At 71.1% G+C, this 19,335-nt stretch carries 20 protein-coding genes; 10 read left to right on the top strand and 10 right to left on the bottom strand.

Going from position 1 to position 19,335, the window contains the following annotated elements; genetic code table 11:
* The first annotated feature begins 21 nt into the window (after nucleotides 1-21).
* Nucleotides 22-909, top strand: coding sequence for a LysR family transcriptional regulator (locus ACFXOZ_RS13880; protein ID WP_380531242.1), 888 nt, complete (start codon nucleotides 22-24; stop codon nucleotides 907-909).
* Nucleotides 910-991: 82 nt separating this feature from the next.
* Here ACFXOZ_RS13880 and ACFXOZ_RS13875 read toward each other — a convergent pair whose 3' ends face one another.
* The 5 genes from ACFXOZ_RS13875 to ACFXOZ_RS13855 all read right to left on the bottom strand — a co-directional run bounded on the left by ACFXOZ_RS13875 (nucleotide 992) and on the right by ACFXOZ_RS13855 (nucleotide 5,884).
* On the bottom strand, nucleotides 992-2,674 hold the full coding sequence (locus tag ACFXOZ_RS13875) for an alpha/beta hydrolase (RefSeq protein WP_380590156.1): 1,683 nt from the start codon (nucleotides 2,672-2,674) through the stop codon (nucleotides 992-994).
* Nucleotides 2,675-2,677: 3 nt separating this feature from the next.
* Nucleotides 2,678-3,085 (bottom strand): hypothetical protein, encoded by a 408-nt coding sequence (locus ACFXOZ_RS13870; RefSeq protein WP_380408639.1) that lies wholly within the window; start codon nucleotides 3,083-3,085, stop codon nucleotides 2,678-2,680.
* Between the two features lie 173 nt (nucleotides 3,086-3,258).
* On the bottom strand, nucleotides 3,259-3,786 hold the full coding sequence (locus ACFXOZ_RS13865; RefSeq protein WP_380521623.1) for a hypothetical protein: 528 nt from the start codon (nucleotides 3,784-3,786) through the stop codon (nucleotides 3,259-3,261).
* The gene (locus tag ACFXOZ_RS13860; protein WP_380521621.1) at nucleotides 3,783-5,474 is read right to left on the bottom strand and encodes an alpha/beta hydrolase; all 1,692 of its coding nucleotides are present in this window, start codon (nucleotides 5,472-5,474) and stop codon (nucleotides 3,783-3,785) included. The genes ACFXOZ_RS13865 and ACFXOZ_RS13860 overlap by 4 nt, the downstream gene beginning before the upstream one ends.
* 2 nt (nucleotides 5,475-5,476) lie before the next feature.
* Nucleotides 5,477-5,884 (bottom strand): hypothetical protein, encoded by a 408-nt coding sequence (locus tag ACFXOZ_RS13855; RefSeq protein WP_375883598.1) that lies wholly within the window; start codon nucleotides 5,882-5,884, stop codon nucleotides 5,477-5,479.
* A 238-nt stretch (nucleotides 5,885-6,122) separates the two neighbouring features.
* Between ACFXOZ_RS13855 and ACFXOZ_RS13850 the strand changes: the two genes are divergently transcribed.
* The 3 genes from ACFXOZ_RS13850 (at nucleotide 6,123) to ACFXOZ_RS13840 (ending at nucleotide 10,553) form a co-directional block, all read left to right on the top strand.
* Nucleotides 6,123-6,599 (top strand): DUF6153 family protein, encoded by a 477-nt coding sequence (locus ACFXOZ_RS13850; RefSeq protein WP_380590152.1) that lies wholly within the window; start codon nucleotides 6,123-6,125, stop codon nucleotides 6,597-6,599.
* A gap of 126 nt (nucleotides 6,600-6,725) precedes the next feature.
* Nucleotides 6,726-8,324 carry a multicopper oxidase family protein gene (locus tag ACFXOZ_RS13845; protein ID WP_380590149.1) on the top strand — a complete coding sequence of 533 codons (1,599 nt, stop codon included), beginning with the start codon at nucleotides 6,726-6,728 and terminating at the stop codon, nucleotides 8,322-8,324.
* Between the two features lie 294 nt (nucleotides 8,325-8,618).
* Entirely contained in the window at nucleotides 8,619-10,553 is a 1,935-nt protein-coding gene (locus ACFXOZ_RS13840; RefSeq protein WP_380521614.1) for an amino acid transporter, read from the top strand.
* Nucleotides 10,554-10,654: 101 nt separating this feature from the next.
* Here the strand turns inward: ACFXOZ_RS13840 and ACFXOZ_RS13835 are convergent, their stop codons facing one another.
* Entirely contained in the window at nucleotides 10,655-11,368 is a 714-nt protein-coding gene (locus ACFXOZ_RS13835) for a transglycosylase family protein (protein WP_380590146.1), read from the bottom strand.
* Between the two features lie 328 nt (nucleotides 11,369-11,696).
* Between ACFXOZ_RS13835 and ACFXOZ_RS13830 the strand changes: the two genes are divergently transcribed.
* Together ACFXOZ_RS13830 and ACFXOZ_RS13825 are read left to right on the top strand one after the other, a co-directional pair.
* Complete coding sequence (locus ACFXOZ_RS13830; protein WP_375883610.1) at nucleotides 11,697-13,262, top strand: purple acid phosphatase family protein; 1,566 nt, start codon at nucleotides 11,697-11,699, stop codon at nucleotides 13,260-13,262.
* Nucleotides 13,263-13,362: 100 nt separating this feature from the next.
* The gene (locus ACFXOZ_RS13825; RefSeq protein ID WP_380590143.1) at nucleotides 13,363-14,157 is read left to right on the top strand and encodes an MBL fold metallo-hydrolase; all 795 of its coding nucleotides are present in this window, start codon (nucleotides 13,363-13,365) and stop codon (nucleotides 14,155-14,157) included.
* Between the two features lie 4 nt (nucleotides 14,158-14,161).
* Here the strand turns inward: ACFXOZ_RS13825 and ACFXOZ_RS13820 are convergent, their stop codons facing one another.
* From ACFXOZ_RS13820 to ACFXOZ_RS13805, 4 genes are all read right to left on the bottom strand, one after another.
* Complete coding sequence (locus ACFXOZ_RS13820; protein WP_380590140.1) at nucleotides 14,162-14,671, bottom strand: hypothetical protein; 510 nt, start codon at nucleotides 14,669-14,671, stop codon at nucleotides 14,162-14,164.
* Between the two features lies 1 nt (nucleotide 14,672).
* Nucleotides 14,673-16,022 carry a hypothetical protein gene (locus ACFXOZ_RS13815; RefSeq protein ID WP_380590137.1) on the bottom strand — a complete coding sequence of 450 codons (1,350 nt, stop codon included), beginning with the start codon at nucleotides 16,020-16,022 and terminating at the stop codon, nucleotides 14,673-14,675.
* Nucleotides 16,022-16,339: a type VII secretion target gene (locus ACFXOZ_RS13810; protein WP_380521605.1), complete on the bottom strand. Its 318-nt coding sequence runs from the start codon at nucleotides 16,337-16,339 to the stop codon at nucleotides 16,022-16,024. Before ACFXOZ_RS13810 ends, ACFXOZ_RS13815 begins: the two co-directional genes overlap by 1 nt.
* Nucleotides 16,340-16,438: 99 nt before the next feature.
* Nucleotides 16,439-16,774 (bottom strand): hypothetical protein, encoded by a 336-nt coding sequence (locus ACFXOZ_RS13805; RefSeq protein WP_380590134.1) that lies wholly within the window; start codon nucleotides 16,772-16,774, stop codon nucleotides 16,439-16,441.
* Between the two features lie 161 nt (nucleotides 16,775-16,935).
* Between ACFXOZ_RS13805 and ACFXOZ_RS13800 the strand changes: the two genes are divergently transcribed.
* From ACFXOZ_RS13800 to ACFXOZ_RS13785, 4 genes are all read left to right on the top strand, one after another.
* Nucleotides 16,936-17,787, top strand: a complete 852-nt coding sequence (locus ACFXOZ_RS13800) for a helix-turn-helix domain-containing protein (protein WP_380590131.1) — start codon at nucleotides 16,936-16,938, stop codon at nucleotides 17,785-17,787.
* A 13-nt stretch (nucleotides 17,788-17,800) separates the two neighbouring features.
* Nucleotides 17,801-17,998 (top strand): DUF397 domain-containing protein, encoded by a 198-nt coding sequence (locus ACFXOZ_RS13795; RefSeq protein ID WP_380590128.1) that lies wholly within the window; start codon nucleotides 17,801-17,803, stop codon nucleotides 17,996-17,998.
* A 97-nt stretch (nucleotides 17,999-18,095) separates the two neighbouring features.
* Entirely contained in the window at nucleotides 18,096-18,734 is a 639-nt protein-coding gene (locus ACFXOZ_RS13790; protein ID WP_380590125.1) for a ClpP family protease, read from the top strand.
* 1 nt (nucleotide 18,735) lies between these two features.
* A complete protein-coding gene (locus ACFXOZ_RS13785) occupies nucleotides 18,736-19,326 on the top strand; it encodes a ClpP family protease (protein ID WP_375883634.1) in 591 nt (196 codons plus the stop codon).
* Nucleotides 19,327-19,335: the final 9 nt, after the last annotated feature.

Below are 19,335 nucleotides of genomic sequence, written 5' to 3'. Positions count from 1 at the left end.
CTGCAGCTCAGGAGCCCACTGATGGACCTCAACCTGCTGCGGGCGCTGGACGCCCTGCTCCAGGAGAACAGCGTGACCCGGGCCGCCGAGCGGCTCGGCACCTCGCCGGCGGCGGCGAGCCGGATGCTGGCCCGGCTGCGCCGCGCGGTCGGCGACCCGCTGCTGGTGCGGGCCGGGCAGGGGCTGGTGCCGACCCCGCGGGCGCTGGAACTGCGGGAGGAGGTGGCGGAGTTGCTGCGGGGCTGCGACAACGTGCTGCGGCCCGGGGCGGGCTTCGACCCGGTCCACCTGGAGCGGACCTTCACGGTGCAGAGCACGGACGCGGTGCTGGTCCGGGCGGCCGGCCGGCTGACCGGGCGGATCCGGGCCGAGGCCCCGGGCGTGGACGTGCTGTTCCTGCCGGAGTCGCTGGAGGGCGGACCGGGCCTGCGCCAGGGGCGGGTGGACGTCGAGGTCGGCGTGCTGGGGCAGTTGGACCCGGAGATCCGCACCCGGCCGCTGGTGACGGCGCCGGTGGCCGGCGTGGCGCGGGCCGGGCACCCGCTGTTCGACGGGCGGATCACCGCCCGGCGGTTCGCCGCCGCCGACCACATCGGCGTCTCGCGGCGCGGCAAGCGGCTCGGGCCGATCGACGCGGCGCTGGCCGAGCGCGGCCTGCGCCGCCGGGTCGCGGTGGTGGTGCCCAGCCACACCGCCGCGATGCTGCTGGCCCGGGACTCCGACCTGGTGACGCTCGGGGCCGCGGACTGGCTGCCGGAGGCCTTCGAGGCGCTGGGCCTGCGCACCTTCCCGATCCCGCTCGAACTCCCGCCGTTGGAACTGGGGATGGCCTGGCACCCGCGCAACTCGGCCGATCCTGCCCACCGTTGGTTCCGTGCGCACCTGGCGGCGGCCGTGCGGCAGGAGTAGCGGCAGGAGCAGGAGCAGGGACGGCGGCAGGGGCCGCACCCGGTGTGAACGGCTGCGGCCCCTGCCGCCGAGGAGGCGGCCGCTACGTGCCCGCGATGACCTGCCCCATCGCGGCCAGCGTCGGCGAGCCGTTGTTCCAGTAGTCGGAGTGCCCGGCCTTGGGGTCGACCGGCATGACGTTCGCGCCGAAGTCGGACACGGTGGTCTGGCGGCCGTGGATCAGGTGGTGGTCGTCGTCGTCGACGAAGGGCAGGTTGCTCACCGTGTTGTCCCAGACGTTCTGCGCCATTCCGCCGGGGTCGATGGCGGCGGCCATGCCGATCATGTCGGACGGGCTCTGCGCCGCGTACACGTGGGACGGGTCGATGCGGAGGTCCTTGGCGGAGTCGACGCCGGCGCCGGGGCTGGCGATCAGGACGACGTTGTCGACCGGGAGCCCGTGGTCCTTCATGGTGTAGCCGATGGTCGTGGTGCCGTAGCTGTGCCCGAGGATCGTGTTGTTGCCGATGGTCCCGTTGTGGGTGGCGTGCAATCCGTTCTCGAAGCCGACCAGCTTCTTCTCCGCGTCCTTCGCGTACTGGTCGTCCGTGGCATCGGCGAGGGACTGCGGGGCGTCGTAGCCGATCCAGGTGATCGAGGAGGTGGTCTTCCCGGTGCCGGCGGCGTTGGCCGCAGCGACCATGGCGTCCGAGCGCTCGATGTCGCTGCCGATGTGTCCGAGCCGCGCTCCGGTGCCGGGGACGTACGTCGAGACGTTGTCGGCGGTGTCCGGGTTGCCGCTCGCGACGATGGCGTGGCCGCGACCGGCGTTGTCGTAGCCGAGCAGGTAGGTCTGCGGATGGTTGGCGTCGACGGGGACCTTCATCCGGTCCTCGATCGCCTTGATGCCGTTCAGCTGGTCGACGAGCCCGTCGTGCTCCTGCTTCCAGAGCTTGTGGTCCGGGGGCTCGACGGCGCCGTACGGCGTGCCCACCACCGAGTCGGGCTCCGGGCCGAGGGCGTCGAGCCGCTGCTGGAGGTCGGCGTGCGTCTTGGCGAGGGTGATCCGGTTGGCCTGGTCGCGGCCGGTGGCGGGGATGCCGTCGAGGTTGCCGATCTGCTCCGGGTGGGTGAGGGCCATCATCCGCTGCTGCTCGTCGGTCAGGCTGTCCCACCAGGCCTTGACGCTGTTGGGGTCGGTGCCCGCGGCGGGGACCTGGTGGAGCGCGTTCGCGGCGGCCGTGTCGTTCTTCGCGACGGTGGAGTCGAGTCCGGTGGCGTTGGTCGCGTTGGTGGTGAGGTGGGCGAGTCGGCTGCTGATCGTCCGGTCCGCGTGGTCGGCCTCGGTGAGGGCGGCGGTGATCCGGCTCTGGATGTCCTTGGCCAGGGTGTCGGCGTCCGTGCCCGCGAAGTTGGGGGAGTTGGGGTCCTTGTCCCAGGTGATCCCGCCGTCGGGGGCGACGGTCAGCTTGTGGGCCTTGGCGTCGTTGAGGGCGTTGGACAGGTGGGTCTGGGCGGCGACGAAGGCCTCGGAGGCGTCCTGGAGGGCCCGGCTGATGAGCCCGATCTCCTGTTGGGCGGCCTGGAGTTCGTCGTGCAGCGTCTGCATCCGGGTCTGGGCGTGGCCGCCGGCCGTCCCGGTCCACTCGGAGCGGGTCAGCCGGTCGACGACCTCGTGCTGCCAGTTCTCCACGTGCTGTCCGAAGGCGGTGGAGAGGGTGTCGAAGGCGCCCTTGGCGGTGGCGAGGTTGCCGAAGTCGGCGCCGTTCAGCGTCTTGATGTCCATCGGCTACTCCACCGCCTTCGCACTGCGCGGTCCCACCGGGCCGGGGATGACGACGGTGCCGAACGGGTCGGGCTCCTTGGTGGTCGGGACCGGGGTGTCCGGGTGGATCATGTTGGTGTGGATGTCCTGCTCGACCTGCCGGTAGTAGGCCGCCGAGGTGCCGAGCTTGGTGCCGAAGTCGCCCATGTCGCCGCCGAGCCTGTCCAGCAGGGTCTTCCAGCTGCTGCCGCAGGTGGTCAACGCGGCGGCGGTGAGCCAGCCTTGCAGGGTGCCGGCGGCCTGGCTGCACGGATCGGTGATCTTCGCGGTCTCGCCGGGTATGAGACCGCCGATGTGTTGCGCGCTCTGTCCGCAGCCGTCCAGCTCGGACGGTTTGACCTTGAACGCCAAACCCGCATCGGGTTCTGCCATGTCTTCGTTCCCCCGTCAGTTCCGGACCGGTGGCCGGACGGGTCGCCGGGCCGGTCCGAGCGACAACTGACGACGCATGCTAGCGGATCGTCGAGAACGGGAAAGGGGTTCGACCGGGGCGTGTGCGAAGGGGCCGCACCTCGGTAAAGGTGCGGCCCCGAAGGGGAGTTGGGCTACTTGGCCGGCGTGCCGTCGGGCCAGACGCAGGGCGAGCCGACCTGGAGGGTGAGGTCGTGGCCGGAGTCGGAGGTTCCGTTCAGGATCGCGAGGAACTGGTTCTGCGGGTTCCTCAGCCGGATCCGGTCGATGTGGGAGCCCGTCGGCTCCGGCACGGCCTGGAAGCCCTGTCCGGTCAGGTAGTCGCGGAAGGCGGTCACCGTCCTGGCTTTGGCGTCCGACGGCACGTCACCGAGGTCGCGGACCCGGCTGGTCTGCTTCCGGCCGTGCGGGCCGATGTCGTTGGCGTCGCACTCCAGATCGCTGAACGCGGGCGGCGAGGACACCGGCTGGACCGGCAGTCGGGCCTGGACGGCGGCGAGGTAGCCGTCGATCTGCGTCTTCGCCTGGTCCAGGGTGATGGTGGGCTGCGCGCGCTCCTGGAGGGTGTCGGCCCCGCAGGCGCTCAGGGCCGTGGCGGTGACCGCCAGGAGGGCCGCGGCGGTGACCCGCCCGATCAGCGGGACGGGTGCGGTGGCGGTCATGAGTTGGGCTTTCCGGCGATGACCTGGCCCATGGCGGCCAGGGTGGGTGAACCGTTGTTCCAGTAGTCGGAGTGGCCGGCGTCGGGGTCGACGGGCATCACGTTCGCACCGAACTGCGGGGCAGTGGTCTGCCGGCCGTACATCAGGTGGTGGTCGCCGTCGCCGAAGCCGAAGTCGGTCTTGATGTTGTCCCAGAGGTTGTCGCCCATCCCGCCGGGGTCGGTGGCGGCGGCCCAGCCGATCGCGTCGGCCGGGCTCTGCGCGGCGTACACGTGGGAGGGGTCGATCCGCAGGTCCTTGGCGTTCTCGACGCCGGCGCCGGGGCTGGCGATCAGGACGGCGTTGTCGACCGGGAGGCCGTGGTCGCGCATGGTGTAGCCGACGACCGTGGTGCCGTAGCTGTGGGCCAGGATGGTGTTGTTCCCGATGGCCCCGTTGTGGGTGGCGTGCAGTCCGTTCTCGAAGCCGACCAGCTTGTCCTCCGCGTTCTTCGCGTAAGTGTCGTCCGCGGCCTCGGGGATGATGTTCTGGGGTGCGTCGTAGCCGACCCAGGTGATCGACGAGGTGGTCTTGCCGGTGCCCGCGGCGTTGGCGGAGGCGACCATCGCGTCCGAGCGGTTGATGTCGCTGTTGATGCTGCCGAGCCGGGCGCCGGTGCCGGGGACGTACGTCGACACGTTGTCGGCCGTGTCGGGGTTGTTGACCGCGACGATGGCGTGGCCCTTGCCGTTGGTGTCGAAGCCCATCAGGAAGGTCGGCGGGTGCTGGGCGTCGACGGGCGTGTTCAGCCGGCTCTCGATGGCGTTGATGCCGTTCATCTTGTCGGCCAGCTCGTCGTGCTTGTGCTGCCAGTCCGTGTAGGCGGGGTTCGGGCGGATGAACCTGCCGTTGCCCACGGTCGCCGGCGGCGCGGCGCCGAGCGCGTCGAGCTGGTGCTGGACGTCCTGCTTGCCGCGCGCCAGGTTGATCCGGTTGGCCTCGTCCCGGCCGGTGGCGGGGATGCCGTCGAGGTTGCCGATCTGGTCGGGGTGGTTGAGGACCATCCGGTGCTGCTGCTCGTCGGTCAGCCCGTTCCACCAGGCCTTGACGCTGTTCGGGTCGGTGCCGGCGGGAGGGATCTGGCCGAGGGCGTCCGCGGCGGCCTGGTCGGCCTTCGCGGTGGCGGAGTCCAGGCCGGTGCCGTTGCTCGCGTTGGTGGCGAGGTGGCCGAGCCGGGTGTTGATGGTCTGGTCGGCGTGGTCGGCCTCGTTGAGGGCGGCGGTGATCCGGGCCTGGATCTGCTTGGCCTGCGCCTCGGCGTCCGTGCCCGCGAAGTTGGGGGAGTTGGGGTCCTTCTCCCAGGTGATCCCACCGTCCGCGGCGACGGTCAGCTTGTGGGTCTTGGCGTCGTCCAGGGCGTTGATCAGGTGGGCCTGGGCGGCCGCGAAGCCGTCGTAGGCGTCCTGCAGGGCCCGGCTGACCAGGCCGAGTTCCTGCTTGGCGGCCTGGAGTTCGTTTCCCAGGTCCTGGATCCGGGTGTTGGCGTGCCCGGCGGCCGTCCCGGTCCACTCGGAGTGGTTCAGCCGGTCGACGACCTCGTGCTGCCAGTTCTCGATGTGCTGGCCGAAGGCGGTGGCCAGGGTGTCGAAGGCGTTCTTCGCGCCGGTGATGCCGATGACGTCGGCGTCGTGCAGGGTCTTGATGTCCATGGCTACTCGGCCGCCTTCGCGCTGCGCGGCTTGACCGGGCCGGGGACGACGGCGGTGTCGAAGGGGTCCGGCTCCGTGCCGTTCGAGGCGGGCGCGTTCGGGTTGCGCATGCTGTTGTGGGCGTTCTGCTCGGCCTGGCGGTAGTAGGTCGCCGAGGTGCCGAGCTTGGTGCCGACGTCGCCCATGTCGCCGCCGAGCTTGTCGAGCAGGGTCTTCCAGCTGGTGCTGCAACTGGTGATCGCGCCGGCGGTGAGGAAGCCCTTGAGGCCTCCGGCGGCCGTGTTGCACGGATCGGTGATCTTGGCGGTCTCGCCCGGTATCAGGCCGCCGATGTGCTGCGCGCTCTGCCCGCAGCCGTCCAGCTCGCCCGGCTTGACCTTGAACTCCAGTCCCGCGTCAGGTACTGCCATCTCTTCGTTCCCCCGTCAGTTCCGGACCGCGGCGTCCTCCCGGCCCGGGATCGTGCGTAACTGCCGGGCATGTTAACGGATCTTGTACACGGAAAGTCCGCCGGAACCCGGGGGGATGTGGTATGGGCTCGAACGATCCGGTGGCGGCCCCCGGCGCACGGCCCGGTCGTAGCCCGGTCGCAGCTCGGGATACCCTGCGGGGGTAAGCGGACACGGTGGGGCGGACGGGAGGCGGGGCATGGCGCAGCAGCGGCCGTACGGCGCCCCGGTGCCCGGGGTGCTGCGCCTGCTGCTGCTCGCCGCGCTGCTGCTCGGCATCGTGACGATGCACACGCTCGGGCACCCGAGTGGCGGGCACGGCGGGCACGGCGGGTCGGAGGGGCACGGGCCCCGGGTGGCGGTGGTCCAGCAGCTGCCGGACCACCACGGGCCGGCCGTCGATTCCGCGGCCGTCGAATCCGCGACTGCCGATTCCGCGACTGCCGATTCCGCGACTGCTGATCCCGCGACCGCCGACGGCATGGACCCGATGACGGTCTGTCTCGCCGTGCTGGTCGGCTGGGGCGTGGTGCTGCTGGTCGTCGGCCCGCTGCTGCGCCGCAGTGGTGACGCCGCCGCCGAGGTGCGGGCCCGGCTGCTGCGGGCCGTCCGCGCACTGCCGCCGCCCGGGGGTGGGCGGCTCCTCCTCAGCAGACTGTCGGTGCTGCGTCAGTAGGCGTGCGCCCGCCGTCCTGTGCCCGCGCACGCGCCATCGCGCCTGCGCGCCCGCGCGCCCGCGCACGGAACGGCCGACGCGCCGTCCTGTACGTCCACACCACCCCTGTACGAGGTGCACTCCGCCATGCGCACACCCACCCGTCGTACCGTCCTCGGCGCCGCGCTCGCCGCCGCCGGGACCGGCCTGCTCACCGCCTGCTCCGCCGGTTCGGACCCGATGAGCGGCATGGACCACTCGTCCATGGACCGTTCCCCGATGACCGGCAGTGCCGCCCCCGCCGGCTTCGTCGCCCCGAACGGTCCCGAGGTCGCCGCCGCCGAGGCGCGGCGCAAGCCCGGACCCGAGCGCAAGGTCGCGCTCACCGCCACCGAGACCACCCTCGACCTGGGCGGACGCACCGTCCGCAGCTGGGCCTACGGCGACCGCCTGCCCGGCCAGGAGGTGCGCGCCACCGTCGGCGACACCCTCGCCCTCACCCTCGCCAACCACCTGCCGCAGCCCACCTCGCTGCACTGGCACGGCCTCGCGCTGCGCAACGACATGGACGGCGTGCCGGGCCTGACCCAGGACCCCGTCCGGGCGGGGGCCTCCTTCGACTACCGCTTCGCCCTCTCCCACCCCGGCACCTACTGGTTCCACCCGCACTCCGGCGTCCAGCAGGACCGCGGCCTGTACGCCCCGCTGATCGTCGAGGACCCGAAGGAGCCGCTGCGCTACGACAGGGAGTGGGTGGTCGTCCTGGACGACTGGGTGGACGGGGTCGACGGCAGCACCCCGGACGCCGTCCTCGCCGAACTCGCCAAGGGCATGGGCGACATGGGCGGTACGGGTGGCATGGACCACTCGGGGCACGGCATGCCGGGCATGTCGGGCACCCCCGCCGCAGCCGACGGCCCGTCCCGGATGCTGATGGGCGCCACCAGCCCGCTGCTCGGCGGCGACGCGGGCGACGTCGCCTACCCCTTCCACCTGGTCAACGGCCGCCTGGCGACCGCCCCCGAGACCTTCACCGCCAAGCCCGGCGACCGGATCCGGCTCCGGCTGATCAACGCGGGCGGCGACACCGCCTACCGGGTCGCCCTCGGCGGCCACGAGCTGACCGTCACCCACACCGACGGCTTCCCGGTCGAACCGGCCACCACCCAGGCCCTGTTGCTCGGCATGGGCGAGCGCTACGACGTGCTGGTCACCGCCAAGGACGGCGCCTTCCCGCTGACCGCCCTGGCCGAGGGCAAGAACGCCGCCGCGCTGGCGGTGCTGCGCACCGGCGCCGGCGCCGCGCCGGACGCCTCGACCCGCCCCGCCGAACTGGACGGCCGGCTGCTGACCGCCGGGCAGTTGAGGGCCGATCCGGCCGTCCGGCTGCCGGACCGGGCGCCGGACCGCACGGTGGCGCTGGAGCTCACCGGCGGCATGGCCAGGGCCGACTGGGCGTTCAACGGCCGCAGGTACGACCCGGCGCAGCGCCACCCGGTCGCGGCCGGGGAGCGGGTGCGGCTGGAGTTCCGCAACAGCACCGCCATGTGGCACCCCGTCCACCTGCACGGACACAGCTTCGCGCTGGGCGTCGGCGGCCCCCGCAAGGACACCGCGATCGTGCTGCCGGGCACGACCCTGGCGGTGGACTTCGACGCCGACAACCCGGGTCTGTGGATGGTGCACTGCCACAACGTGTACCACGCGGAGACCGGCATGATGACGGTCCTCGGTTACCGGGCGTAACCCCGTCCGGTCCGTGAGACGCCGGGGCGGGGTGCTCCACCGCCCCGCCCCGGCGCCGGCCCCGACCCGCCGCGCCACCCGTTCCGACCTGCGCAGCCATGACGTTTTCTTAACGCGGGCCGATGACGTCTCCTTAACGGCTGTCGCATAGCCTGGCGCACTGCCGTCGCCCGACGGCGCTTTACGGGGTCTTTAAACAAGAGGTGCAAGGTGGTTTCGTCGGGTTCGACGGAGGCGACGACGGAGGCTCCGTCGTCGGCGCGAATACGGCTGCGCAGCTGGCTCCTGGAGGACATGTCCCCGGAGAAGGCCGCCAGGGACGCCGCCGCGAAGGCGCAGCAGGACGGCGCGGAGTCGGGGGACTCCGCCGCCGAGGCCGGTCACGCTGCGCACACGGGCCAGCCGTGGTGGCGCGTGATGTGCCTGACCGGTCTGGACTACTTCTCGACGCTCGGCTACCAGCCGGGCATCGCCGCGCTCGCGGCCGGACTGCTGTCGCCGATCGCCACGATCGTGCTGGTGCTGGTCACCCTGCTGGGCGCGCTGCCGGTCTACCGGCGGGTCGCCCAGGAGAGCCCGCGCGGTGAGGGCTCGATCGCGATGCTGGAGCGGCTGCTGTCGTTCTGGAAGGGCAAGCTGTTCGTCCTCGCGCTGCTCGGCTTCGCGGCGACGGACTTCATCATCACGATCACCCTCTCCGCCGCCGACGCCAGCGCCCACCTGGTCGAGAACCCGCACCTGACGGGCGCCCTCGGCGGCAAGCAGATGGTCATCACGCTGATCCTGGTCGCCCTGCTCGGTGCCGTCTTCCTCAAGGGCTTCGGCGAGGCGATCGGCCTGGCCGTGGGGCTGGTCGGGGTCTACCTGGCGCTCAACGTGGTGGTCGTGGCGGTCGGCATCTGGAAGATCGTCCAGGCGCCGCACGTCGTCACCGACTGGTCCAACGCGCTCACCACCCAGCACGGCAACGTGTTCGTGATGATCGGCGTCGCGCTCGTCGTCTTCCCGAAGCTCGCGCTCGGCATGTCCGGCTTCGAGACCGGCGTCGCCGTGATGCCGCACATCAAGGGCGACGCGGACGACACCGAGGCGAACCCGGTCGGCCGGATCCGCGGCACCCGCAAGTTGCTCACCACCGCCGCCGTGATCATGAGCAGCTTCCTGATCGCGACCAGCTTCATCTGCACCCTGCTCATCCCCGCCAAGGAGTTCGAGAGCGGCGGCCAGGCCAACGGCCGCGCCCTGGCCTTCCTGGCGCACGAGTACCTGGGCGGCGCCTTCGGCAGCGTCTACGACCTGTCGACCATCGCGATCCTTTGGTTCGCCGGCGCCTCCGCCATGGCGGGCATGCTCAACCTGCTGCCCCGCTACCTCCCGCGCTACGGCATGGCCCCGCACTGGGCCCGCGCCGTGCGCCCGATGGTGATCGTGCTGACCGTCGTCGGCTTCCTGATCACCTGGCTGTTCGACGCCAGCGTCGACGCCCAGGGCGGCGCCTACGCCACCGGTGTGCTGGTCCTGATCAGCTCGGCGGCCATCGCCGTCACCATCGCCGCGTACAAGAAGCGCCAGCGCGGCTGGACCGTCGCCTTCGGGGTCATCGCCGCGGTCTTCCTCTACACCACCGTGGTGAACACCATGGAGCGCCCGGACGGCGTCAAGATCGGCGCCTGCTTCATCGCCGGCATCATCCTGGTGTCGCTGCTCTCCCGCCTCAAGCGCGCCTTCGAGCTGCGCGTCACCGACGTGCTGCTGGACGAGACGGCCGAGCGGTTCATCCGCGACTACGCCCACCGCCCGCTGCGCCTGATCGCCAACGAGCCGACCAACCGGGACGTCGCCGAGTACCGCGACAAGATCCGGCAGATCCGCGCCGACAACGACATCCCCGGCGAGGACGACCTGGTCTTCGTCGAGGTGACCGTCCGGGACGCCTCGGACTTCGAGTCCGAGCTGACCGTCCGCGGCGAGGTGCTGCACAACCGGTACCGGGTGCTCACCCTGGAGAGCTCCAGCATCCCGAACGCGATCGCCGCCCTGGCGCTCACCGTCCGGGACCGCACCGGGCAGCGGCCGCACCTGTACTTCGAGTGGACCGAGGGGCACCCCTTCGCCCAGTTCCTGCGCTTCATCCTGTTCGGTCAGGGCGAGGTCGCGCCGGTCACCCGCGAGGTGCTGCGCGAGGCGGAGCCGGACCGGACGAAGCGTCCGCGGGTCCACGTCGGCTGACGCCGCCGCCCGCGCCACGGCCCGCCCGCTGCGCAACGGCCCGCCCGGTCCTCCAGGACCGGGCGGGCCGTCGGCGTTCAGGAGGGGGTCAGTTCAGGAGGTCAGGACGGGAGCCGCAGGACCAGGCCGGGCTGGATGAGGTCCGGGTCCTCGCCGACGGTGGCGCGGTTGAGCTCGTACAGCGCGGGCCAGCCGCCGGGGACGCGCAGGGTGGCGGCGAGCTGGTCCAGGGTGTCGTCCTCGCGGACGGTCCACCGGCCGTCCACGGCCGAGCCGGGGGCGGGCGGCGGCAGGACGGCGTCGCGCCCGTGGTCGCGGGTGGCCTCGGCGGCCTCCTCGTCATGGGTCCGGTCGCCGGTCAGGTCGTGGGTCCGGCCACGGGCCTCGGCGCGGGCCTCGTCCCGGTCCGGGGCGGCGGTCCCGTGGGCGCGGCCGCCCAGGGCGCGGGAGCCGCAGACCGGCCAGGGGGAGAGGCCGCGCCGCTCGGCCAGGTGCTGGGCGACGGCCATCTGCTCCTCGCGGCTGGCGAGGTCGGGGCGCGGGGCGTAGGCCAGGCCGCCGTTCTCCCGCCAGGTGGACCGGTCGAACTGGAGGCCGCCGAAGTAGCCGTTGCCGGTGTTGATGTGCCAGTTGCCGCTGCTCTCGCAGTCCGCCACCCGCTCCCAGTCGTACCGGCCGCCGTCCGTCCTCCCGCCCGGGTCGGCCCCGCTGTCGCCGCCCGGGGGCGCGGCGTGGGCCGCGGGGGCGGCGAGGGCCACGGCGAGGGCGCAGAGCGCGGTGGGAACGAGGCGGCGGAGGCGCGCGGTGGGAGGCATGGGCGGCTCTCAGGTCCGGGGACAGGGCGTGCACCGCCCGGAGACGGCGCGTTCCAACCGACGCACGCCGAGCCGGGCGCGCCGCCGCCGACACGACCGGGAGGTCACCCGCTCGGCCGTCCCGCACCACCCCGGCGGCCCGCGGCCATCCGGCCGTACCCCCTGCCCGGGACCTCCGCGCGTACCCGGTTCCCGGAGGCCGGTCCGCCGGGCAGCTGGTCCGGACCAGCGTTCAACTGCCGTTCGCCGTCCGCACGGTTGATGGTGGTGCGGCCGTACCGTCCGACTGCGAGCCTCCTGGGCGTTTCTCGTAGCCCAGGAGGCGGCAGTGGCACATTCCCCGGCACAACCCTCGCGCAGAACGGTCCTCCGGACGGGGACGGTGGCCGGCGCGCTCGCCGCGCTGCCCGCGTCCACCCTGCTGTGGACCCAGCCGGCCGTCGCCGGCACCCCCGGACCGGAGCAGGTCCACCTCCAGTGGGGCAACGAGCCCTCCCGCGAGATGACCGTCTCCTGGGCGACCGGCGCCTCCGTGAAGCGCCCCCGGGTGCGGATCGGCACCCCGCGCGGCGGCGCCGGCCGCAGCGTCGACGCGAGCAGCCGCAGCTACGTCGACGGCCTCAACAAGGTGGAGACCTTCACCCACCACGCCCGCCTGGACGGGCTGCGCCCCGACACCACCTACGTGTACGAGGTGCTGCACGACGGGGCCCAGCCCGTCCGGGGCACCTTCCGCACCGCCCCCGCCCGCGGGCGCGCCGCCTTCCGCTTCACCAGCTTCGGCGACCTCGGCACCGGCGACAACGTGTTCGCGAAGTCCTCCATCCACGGCGCCGCCGCCGTCCGGCAGGTCGAACAGTTCAACCCGCTGTTCCACCTGCTCAACGGCGACCTCGCCTACGCCAACAACAACCCGCAGCTCCAGCCGCAGGCCTGGAACGCGTTCATGAACAACCTGTCCAAGTCCGCCGCCAACCGCCCCTGGATGCCCGCCCCCGGCAACCACGAGGTCGAGGCGGGCGGCGGCGACCTCGGGTACGCCTCGTACCTGACCCGCTTCGAGCTGCCCGACAACGGCACCCGCGACCACTGCGGCAACTGGTACAGCTTCCAGGTCGGTTCGGTGCTGTTCGTCAGCCTGGACGGCAACGAGATCGCCGTCGAGGACGACGCCAGCCTCGACCCCGCCACCGGGCAGTCCATCTACATCAGCGGCTACAGCGAGGGCGCCCAACTCCGCTGGCTGGAGCGGGTCCTGTCGCGCGCCCGGCACGGCAGCGCGGTCGACTGGATCGTCGTCAACCTGCACCAGTTCGCGATGTCCTCCTCCGCCGCCAGCCACGGCGGCGACATGGGCATCCGGGAGCAGCTGCTGCCGCTGCTCGACCGCTACTCCGTCGACCTCGTCCTGGCCGGCCACGACCACGACTACGAGCGCACCCACCCCGTGCGCGGCACGGAGCCGGGCGGGCTGCTCACCCCCGCCGTCGTCGACGACGACCTGCGGCAGATCGACACCTCCGAGGGCACCGTCCACCTCATCCTCGGCGGCGGCGGCACCGCCGGCCACGACGACGTGTACCTCCCGCCCGACGCGGACGGCGTCCGCCAGGCCAGCGTCCGCACCCAGCGGCTCACCTTCAAGGCCGACCCGGACGCCAAGGAGAAGGCCCACTGGTCCGCGGTCACCGACCCGGACACCAAGTACCCGTACGGCGTCGCCGTCTTCGACGTCGACCCGGGCCGGTACCCCGGCGACCGCACCACCATCACCGTCTCCTACTACCACTCGGTGCCCGCCACCGCCGCCAACCCGCTGCCGACACCGGTGCTGTACGACCGGTTCACGCTGTACCGCGACCGCAGCGACGGCTGGTCCGACGACGACGAGTAGGCGGTAGTCGCCTGCACGCCGGACGCCCGGGAATCCCCGGGCGTCCGGCACGGTTGCCACCGGTGGTCCACGAACGACCGTCAACTGCCGGAGGGCGCACGTGAAGATCGGTGACATCGAGATCCTGGCGATCACGGACGGGGTGGGTCGTGAGGTGGCCGCCGATATCCTCACCCGCCCCGGCATGGCCGACCCGTGGGCCTGCCACGGGCACCACCGGGCGGCCGACGGCAGCCTCGACCTGCCGCTCGGCGGCTTCCTGGTCCGCATCGGGGAGCGGACCGTCCTGGTCGACGCCGGGGTCGGCCCGTACGACGACGGCAAGTACCGCGGCGGCGCGCTGCTCGACTCCCTCGCCGCCCACGGCGTCACCGTCGAGGACATCACCGACGTGGTCTTCACCCACCTGCACTTCGACCACATCGGCTGGGCCACCGTCGACGGCCACCCCGTCTTCCCCCGCGCCACCTACCGCGCCCACCGTGCCGACTGGCAGCACTTCGTGACGGGGGAGACCGCCCAGCCCGAGGCCGTCGCCAAACTCAGCCCGCTCGGCCCCCAACTGGAGCTGTTCGACGCCGATTTCACCATCGCCCCCGGCCTCGACGCCCTCCACCTCCCCGGCCACACCCCCGGCACCACCGTCTACGTCGCCTCCTCCGGCGGCCGCCGCGCCCTGCTGCTGGGCGATGTCGCCCACTCCGTGGTCCAGTTCGGCGAACGCGACTGGCAGGTCATCTGGGACATCGACCCGGAGGCCGCCTCCGCCGTCCGCAACCGCATCGCCGACCAGGCCGCCGACACGGACGATGTGCTGGTCGCCGCCCACTTCCCCGCCATGCGCTTCGGCCGAATCCTGACCGGGGACGGCCCCCGCCGCTTCGTCGCCGTGTAGCCCCTCACGACCCGGTAGCCCGGACGTACACGTCGGCGGCGCCGGGCCGTTCGCCCGGGTGCTCCACCACGAACACCTGCCGCCCGGGTTGCCCTTCCGGCAGCAACACGCCCTCGGCCGGCTCGTCGCCGGGGAGTGCTGTTCTCAGGTCCTCAGGCAGTGGGGCGGGGGCGCCGGCCCTCGGCAGGCGGTAGGTGGACAGGAAGTCGTCGATGTTGACCTCGTCGCCGCCGACCATCCCGTAATGAAGGAAGGCGACCTGCGCCCCGTCGGGAGTCCGTGACAGCACGGCGGCCGCCGGTATGTAGTACCGCCCTAGTCTGGCGTCGTTCCTGTAGTGCAGACCCGCCAGCCGCTCGGCGCGCGCCGCGACGGTGTCCGGCGGTTCGGCGCTCCGCCGCAACCCGGCCACCCCCCACCAGACGCACCCCACGGTGATCAGCACGCACAGCGCGAGGAATCCGCGCAGGAGCCAACGAGCCCAAGGCTTCTCTGGGGTCCAATCGGACGTCATCTCAGAGCTTCCTGGTTCGCGTGTCGCCGGCACCACCCATGTCGAACTCCCGTGCCAGGCCGGTGCGATGGAGGCGCTGAAGGTCCTCGTCCGAGACGTACCCCAGGCCCGGTACGTTCGTTCCCTTCTGATGAAGCGGGTCGTTCTTGTCGAAGTCCCAGTTGTACCGGTCGCGGACGTGGGTCTTGTAGGTGACGGTCACCTCTGGCGGAGCGCCGGGTGAGGTCGGCTTGACCTCGATCTTCGCCTCGGTGTTGTAGTGGAAGGACCCGACCGCGTAGAACCAGTCCTTGCTGCTGTCCGGGGTGGCGGACATGGGTTGCCAACCGGTCTGCTGGACCAGCGCGACCGGCTTGCCCGTGCGCCGGTACTCCGCCAGGGCCTCGGCCTGCCAGCCCGGGAGGTTGCCGTCGAGGGTGGTGGCCACGCTGTTCTGGAAGTCGGGAATGTCCTTCAACATGTCCTCGACGTTCAGGTTCAGCGGTTCGCCGGTGCCGGAAAGGTAGTGGGCCATGTTGGCGCTGGCATTGGTGCCGCCTGTTGCGAACGGCAGACCCGCGATTCCGGCCCCGAGGGTGGCGGCCAGCTTGCGGTCTCGGTCGGTCGGGGCCTCGGTGTTGTAGGCGCCCGCCCCCCGGTCGTACGCATCGGGCGGCAGCAGTACTCCACCCTCGCCGCCGAAGACCTTTGAGAGGTCCCGCGCGCCCGCCAGGTCCTCGCCCACCACCCGCTTGGTCCAGTCGTCGAGGTGGCGGTACTTCGCTGCGCCGTTGATGCGGTCGAGCTCGTGCCCCGCCGTGTTGCTGACATCGGATGCGTACTTCGTCGCAGCCGTCAGCAGATTGCGGATGTCTCCGGCCACCGTGCCCAGTCGCCGGGACTCGCCCCCGCTCTCCGGGTCGTTGCTCCTGGTCAGCCAGGCCGGATAGCCGATGTCGCCGTCGTCCTTGATCGTGAGGTCGTTGGCGCGGGCGAGATCGTCCGCTTCGGCGACCCATCGGCGGGCGAGGGCCAGGCCGGTCGCGGTGTTCGTCAGCGTGAGCTTCGCCGCCTCCATCTCCTGTTCGGCGATGGACATTTCGTCGACCAGGTCGGTGAGTGCCCGGCGTCCGAGGGTCGCGGCGTCGCCACTCCAGCCTTCCTGGAGAGTGGAGAGCACATCGACGGCGATGAACTTGGCAGAACTCATGGCCGACCCGACCTTGTCCCACTCCTCCGCGGCCCGGTGGAACGCTTCTGGGTCGCAGGAGCGGATCTGCTGGAGGGTGACGGGTTTCGCGAAGCGTCGTTCATGGAGCGGCTCACTGGTCTTCCGGCGCCCGTCGGGATCTTCGGCGTAGGCGGACGGCATCAGCTCTTGTCCTCCAACAGATCGGCAGCACGCTGCAGTTGTTCCGCCACGGCGGCTTCCTGCCGGTAGTAGTTGGCGGCAGTGACGCGGAGTCCCTCGGCGATCTTCTTCACCGCATCGGTGACCTTGCCGGCTTCCGTGGACCAGTGGCCGGTGGCCGCGCCGAGGGACGAACCGACGGTCCACTCGTTGTGACGGGTCGCGGCAGCGGTCGACTCGCCGAAACCGGTGTTCGCCTGCGTGAGTTTGTCCGCCCCCTCGTCCAGCTTGGCCGCCGCCACCGGAAGCCGTTCCGGCTCCGAGATGTATCCACCCATCGGGTTCCCCCCAACTGTGCTCTGTGGTTCTGGTCTTCACACTAACGAGCGGCTGGGGCGGGCGCAGGAAGTCGGCCAGGTCGACTTCCTGTGTGGGGGTCAGGCGGCTTTGGGCTGGTCCAGGGCGGCGGTGTTCGGGTGGGCGAGCCAGACGAGGCGGGCGGTGAGACCCGGGCGCCCGGCGAAGTGGCGGAGGGCTCGTTCGGGGGAGGCGAGGGTCAGGCGGGCCCGGCCGTCGAGGCTGATCACGTGGGTCGGCCCGTCGGGTTCGGCGAGGCCCCAGGCCACTACCCAGCCGTCGGCGTCCGCGCTGCTGTCGCCGCACACCTGGACGACGGCGAAGAGCCGGGGCGCGGTGTCGAGCACGAGTTCGCACAGCTCCCGGTCGAACGTGATGTCGACGGGGCGGAGTTTTGGTGAGGGCGCAGCAGTCATGGAAGTCTCCTGTGAAACGGGAGTTGGATGCGGAGCTGCCACCATCAGAGGGAGTGGAGTCTTTCTGATGCAACGTCAAAAATAGCCAGCCAGTAGGATGCAGTCCACCCTCTTTGAGGGATCCATGGCACATCCATCCCAAAGAGTGAAGGGAGAGGCGGATGCCGCCCAGCAAGTTTCCGCCGAGCGCCCGGCAGCGACGTCTTGGTACCGAGCTGCGTCGGTTGCGTGAGCGGGCGGGCCTGTCGGCCACGAGGGCCGGGGAATTGCACGGCGCGACGCAGTCCCGGATCAGCAGCATCGAAGCCGGTGGATACCCGGTGAGCGCAGACCGGGTGCGAACCCTTGCTCGCCTCTACGGCTGTGTGGATGAGATGTTGATCGATGCGCTAACCCGCATGACAGGAGGGCGGACGCGCGGTTGGTGGGAGGAGTACCGCGAGATCCTTCCCGCCGGTGCGCTCGATCTGGCGGAAGTCGAGCACCATGCGCGATCGATGCGGATTGTCTCAGTCGTTCACGTCCCCGGACTTCTCCAGACCCCTGAACATGCCCGCGCGCTCTTCCGGGATGTGGTCCCACCGCTGTCACCGCCCGAAGTGGAGCACCTTGTCTCTCATCGGATCAAGCGGCAGGCGGTGCTCTTCGGGGACCAGCCGACGCCTCTTTCGGCGGTTGTCCATGAGACTGCCTTGCGAATGGCCTTCGGGGGACCGGAGGTCGCGCGCGGCCAACTGGAGTACCTGCTGACGGCGAGTGAGCTTCCCCATGTCGACCTGCGAGTGATCCCGTTCGGCACCGGGAGCTATCCCAGTTCCGGTGCTGGGATCGTCTACTTCGCCGCCGAGGTGGCACAGTTGGACAGCGTCCAGGTCGATGGAGACCGATTCGAGTTCATTGACACCGAGCCGCAGTTGATCAAGTATCGAGCCGTGTTGGATCGGTTGGAGGCGACCGCACTCGGGCCCGAGGCGTCTCGTGACCTTATTCGCCGGAATGCCCTGAGCATTTGAGATGGGAACAATCATGGCCGTTCTGAGCTGGCAGAAGTCCTCATTCAGTGGTGACACCGCCAACTGCATCTACGTTGCAGCAGCTGTCAGTGACACCATCAAACTCCGTGAGAGCGACGAGCCTGAGGTCGTCATCACGACCACGGCCGACGGGCTGCTCGCCCTCCTCCGTGGTGTCAAGGCCGGGGAGTTCGACCACCTGGCCCCGTAGCGCTCTGCCCTTGGCGAATCTGCGGCGGGCAGAGGAACGGCATCCGGGGGGCAGCGCGGGGTGAGAGTGGAGTCAACGGCTCGACAAGGAGGAGCAGATGACTTCGCTCAGTACGCCGCTGCCCCGGGCGGGGCAGGGGGAGACGGTGCCCGGTGCCTTCGACGACCACCTCGCCGCCCAACTGCTGGCCCAGCGCATCGTGTTGCTCGGCACCCAGGTGGACGACGTGTCGGCGAACCGGGTGTGTGCGCAGCTGATGCTGCTCTCGGCGGAGGATCCGCGCAGTGACATCGGGCTGTACATTAACAGCCCCGGGGGTTCGGTGAGCGCCGGGCTGGCGATCTTCGACACCATGCGGCTGATTCCCAACGACGTCTCCACCCTGGCGATGGGGTTCGCGGCCAGCATGGGGCAGTTCCTGCTCACCACGGGGACGCCCGGCAAGCGCTTCGCGTTGCCCAATGCGCGGATCATGATGCACCAGCCGTCGGCGGGCATCGGCGGTACCACAGCGGACATCGAGATCCAGGCCGAGAACCTGCAGTACACCAAGCGCTCCATCGAGCGGATCACCGCCGAGCACACCGGGCAGAGCACGGAGACCATCGCCCGGGACGGTGACCGGGACCGCTGGTTCACGGCCGAGCAGGCCGTGGCGTACGGGCTCGTGGACCGGGTGGTGGAGTCGGTCGACGACATCCGCCCGGCCTCCTCGCGGCGACGGATGGGGCTCTGACATGGGGTCGTACACGGTTCCGTACGTGATCGAGCGGACGGCGAAGGGCGAGCGGACGTACGACGTGTTCAGCCGGCTGCTGAACGAGCGGATCATCTTCCTCGGCACCGAGATCGACGACGGGGTCGCGAACGTGGTCATCGCGCAGCTCCTGCACCTGGAGTCGGAGAACCCGGAGCGGGAGATCTCGATCTACCTCAACTCGCCCGGAGGGTCGTTCACTTCGCTGATGGCGATCTACGACACGATGACCTTCGTGCAGGCGCCGATCTCGACGTTCTGCGTCGGACAGGCGGCGTCGACGGCGGCGGTGCTGCTGGCGGGTGGGGATGCGGGGCGGCGGTTCGTGCTGCGGCACGCGCGGGTGCTGCTCGGGCAGCCGGCCAGTGGTGGGCGGCAGGGGACGGTCTCGGACCTGAGCCTCGCGGCGAAGGAGATGGTCCGGATCCGGTCGCAGGTGGAGGAGGTCCTTGCCCGGCACACCCACCACGACGTGGCGACGCTGCGCGCGGACATGGATCGGGACAAGGTGCTCAGTGCCGAGGAGGCCGTCGCGTACGGGCTCGCGGACCAGGTGCTGAGCCGGCGGTGAGCGTCGGCG

The sequence above is a fragment of the Kitasatospora sp. NPDC059160 genome, assembly GCF_042755465.1.
Lineage (GTDB): Bacteria > Actinomycetota > Actinomycetes > Streptomycetales > Streptomycetaceae > Kitasatospora.
The sequence above is the reverse complement of the archived record's forward strand: the minus strand, read 5'-3'. Positions and strand labels throughout refer to the sequence as shown.

What these genes read in the sequence shown, in the direction of transcription:
- ACFXOZ_RS13880 (WP_380531242.1), top strand. Translation starts at nt 22, where the DNA reads ATGGACCTCAACCTGCTGCGGGCGCTGGACGCCCTGCTCCAGGAGAAC.
- ACFXOZ_RS13790 (WP_380590125.1), top strand. Translation starts at nt 18,096, where the DNA reads ATGACTTCGCTCAGTACGCCGCTGCCCCGGGCGGGGCAGGGGGAGACG.
- ACFXOZ_RS13805 (WP_380590134.1), bottom strand. Translation starts at nt 16,774, where the DNA reads ATGACTGCTGCGCCCTCACCAAAACTCCGCCCCGTCGACATCACGTTC.
- ACFXOZ_RS13815 (WP_380590137.1), bottom strand. Translation starts at nt 16,022, where the DNA reads ATGCCGTCCGCCTACGCCGAAGATCCCGACGGGCGCCGGAAGACCAGT.
- ACFXOZ_RS13835 (WP_380590146.1), bottom strand. Translation starts at nt 11,368, where the DNA reads ATGCCTCCCACCGCGCGCCTCCGCCGCCTCGTTCCCACCGCGCTCTGC.
- ACFXOZ_RS13845 (WP_380590149.1), top strand. Translation starts at nt 6,726, where the DNA reads ATGCGCACACCCACCCGTCGTACCGTCCTCGGCGCCGCGCTCGCCGCC.
- ACFXOZ_RS13820 (WP_380590140.1), bottom strand. Translation starts at nt 14,671, where the DNA reads ATGACGTCCGATTGGACCCCAGAGAAGCCTTGGGCTCGTTGGCTCCTG.
- ACFXOZ_RS13840 (WP_380521614.1), top strand. Translation starts at nt 8,619, where the DNA reads ATGTCCCCGGAGAAGGCCGCCAGGGACGCCGCCGCGAAGGCGCAGCAG.
- ACFXOZ_RS13795 (WP_380590128.1), top strand. Translation starts at nt 17,801, where the DNA reads ATGGCCGTTCTGAGCTGGCAGAAGTCCTCATTCAGTGGTGACACCGCC.
- ACFXOZ_RS13810 (WP_380521605.1), bottom strand. Translation starts at nt 16,339, where the DNA reads ATGGGTGGATACATCTCGGAGCCGGAACGGCTTCCGGTGGCGGCGGCC.
- ACFXOZ_RS13860 (WP_380521621.1), bottom strand. Translation starts at nt 5,474, where the DNA reads ATGGACATCAAGACCCTGCACGACGCCGACGTCATCGGCATCACCGGC.
- ACFXOZ_RS13850 (WP_380590152.1), top strand. Translation starts at nt 6,123, where the DNA reads ATGGCGCAGCAGCGGCCGTACGGCGCCCCGGTGCCCGGGGTGCTGCGC.
- ACFXOZ_RS13785 (WP_375883634.1), top strand. Translation starts at nt 18,736, where the DNA reads ATGGGGTCGTACACGGTTCCGTACGTGATCGAGCGGACGGCGAAGGGC.
- ACFXOZ_RS13800 (WP_380590131.1), top strand. Translation starts at nt 16,936, where the DNA reads ATGCCGCCCAGCAAGTTTCCGCCGAGCGCCCGGCAGCGACGTCTTGGT.
- ACFXOZ_RS13865 (WP_380521623.1), bottom strand. Translation starts at nt 3,786, where the DNA reads ATGACCGCCACCGCACCCGTCCCGCTGATCGGGCGGGTCACCGCCGCG.
- ACFXOZ_RS13870 (WP_380408639.1), bottom strand. Translation starts at nt 3,085, where the DNA reads ATGGCAGAACCCGATGCGGGTTTGGCGTTCAAGGTCAAACCGTCCGAG.
- ACFXOZ_RS13855 (WP_375883598.1), bottom strand. Translation starts at nt 5,884, where the DNA reads ATGGCAGTACCTGACGCGGGACTGGAGTTCAAGGTCAAGCCGGGCGAG.
- ACFXOZ_RS13875 (WP_380590156.1), bottom strand. Translation starts at nt 2,674, where the DNA reads ATGGACATCAAGACGCTGAACGGCGCCGACTTCGGCAACCTCGCCACC.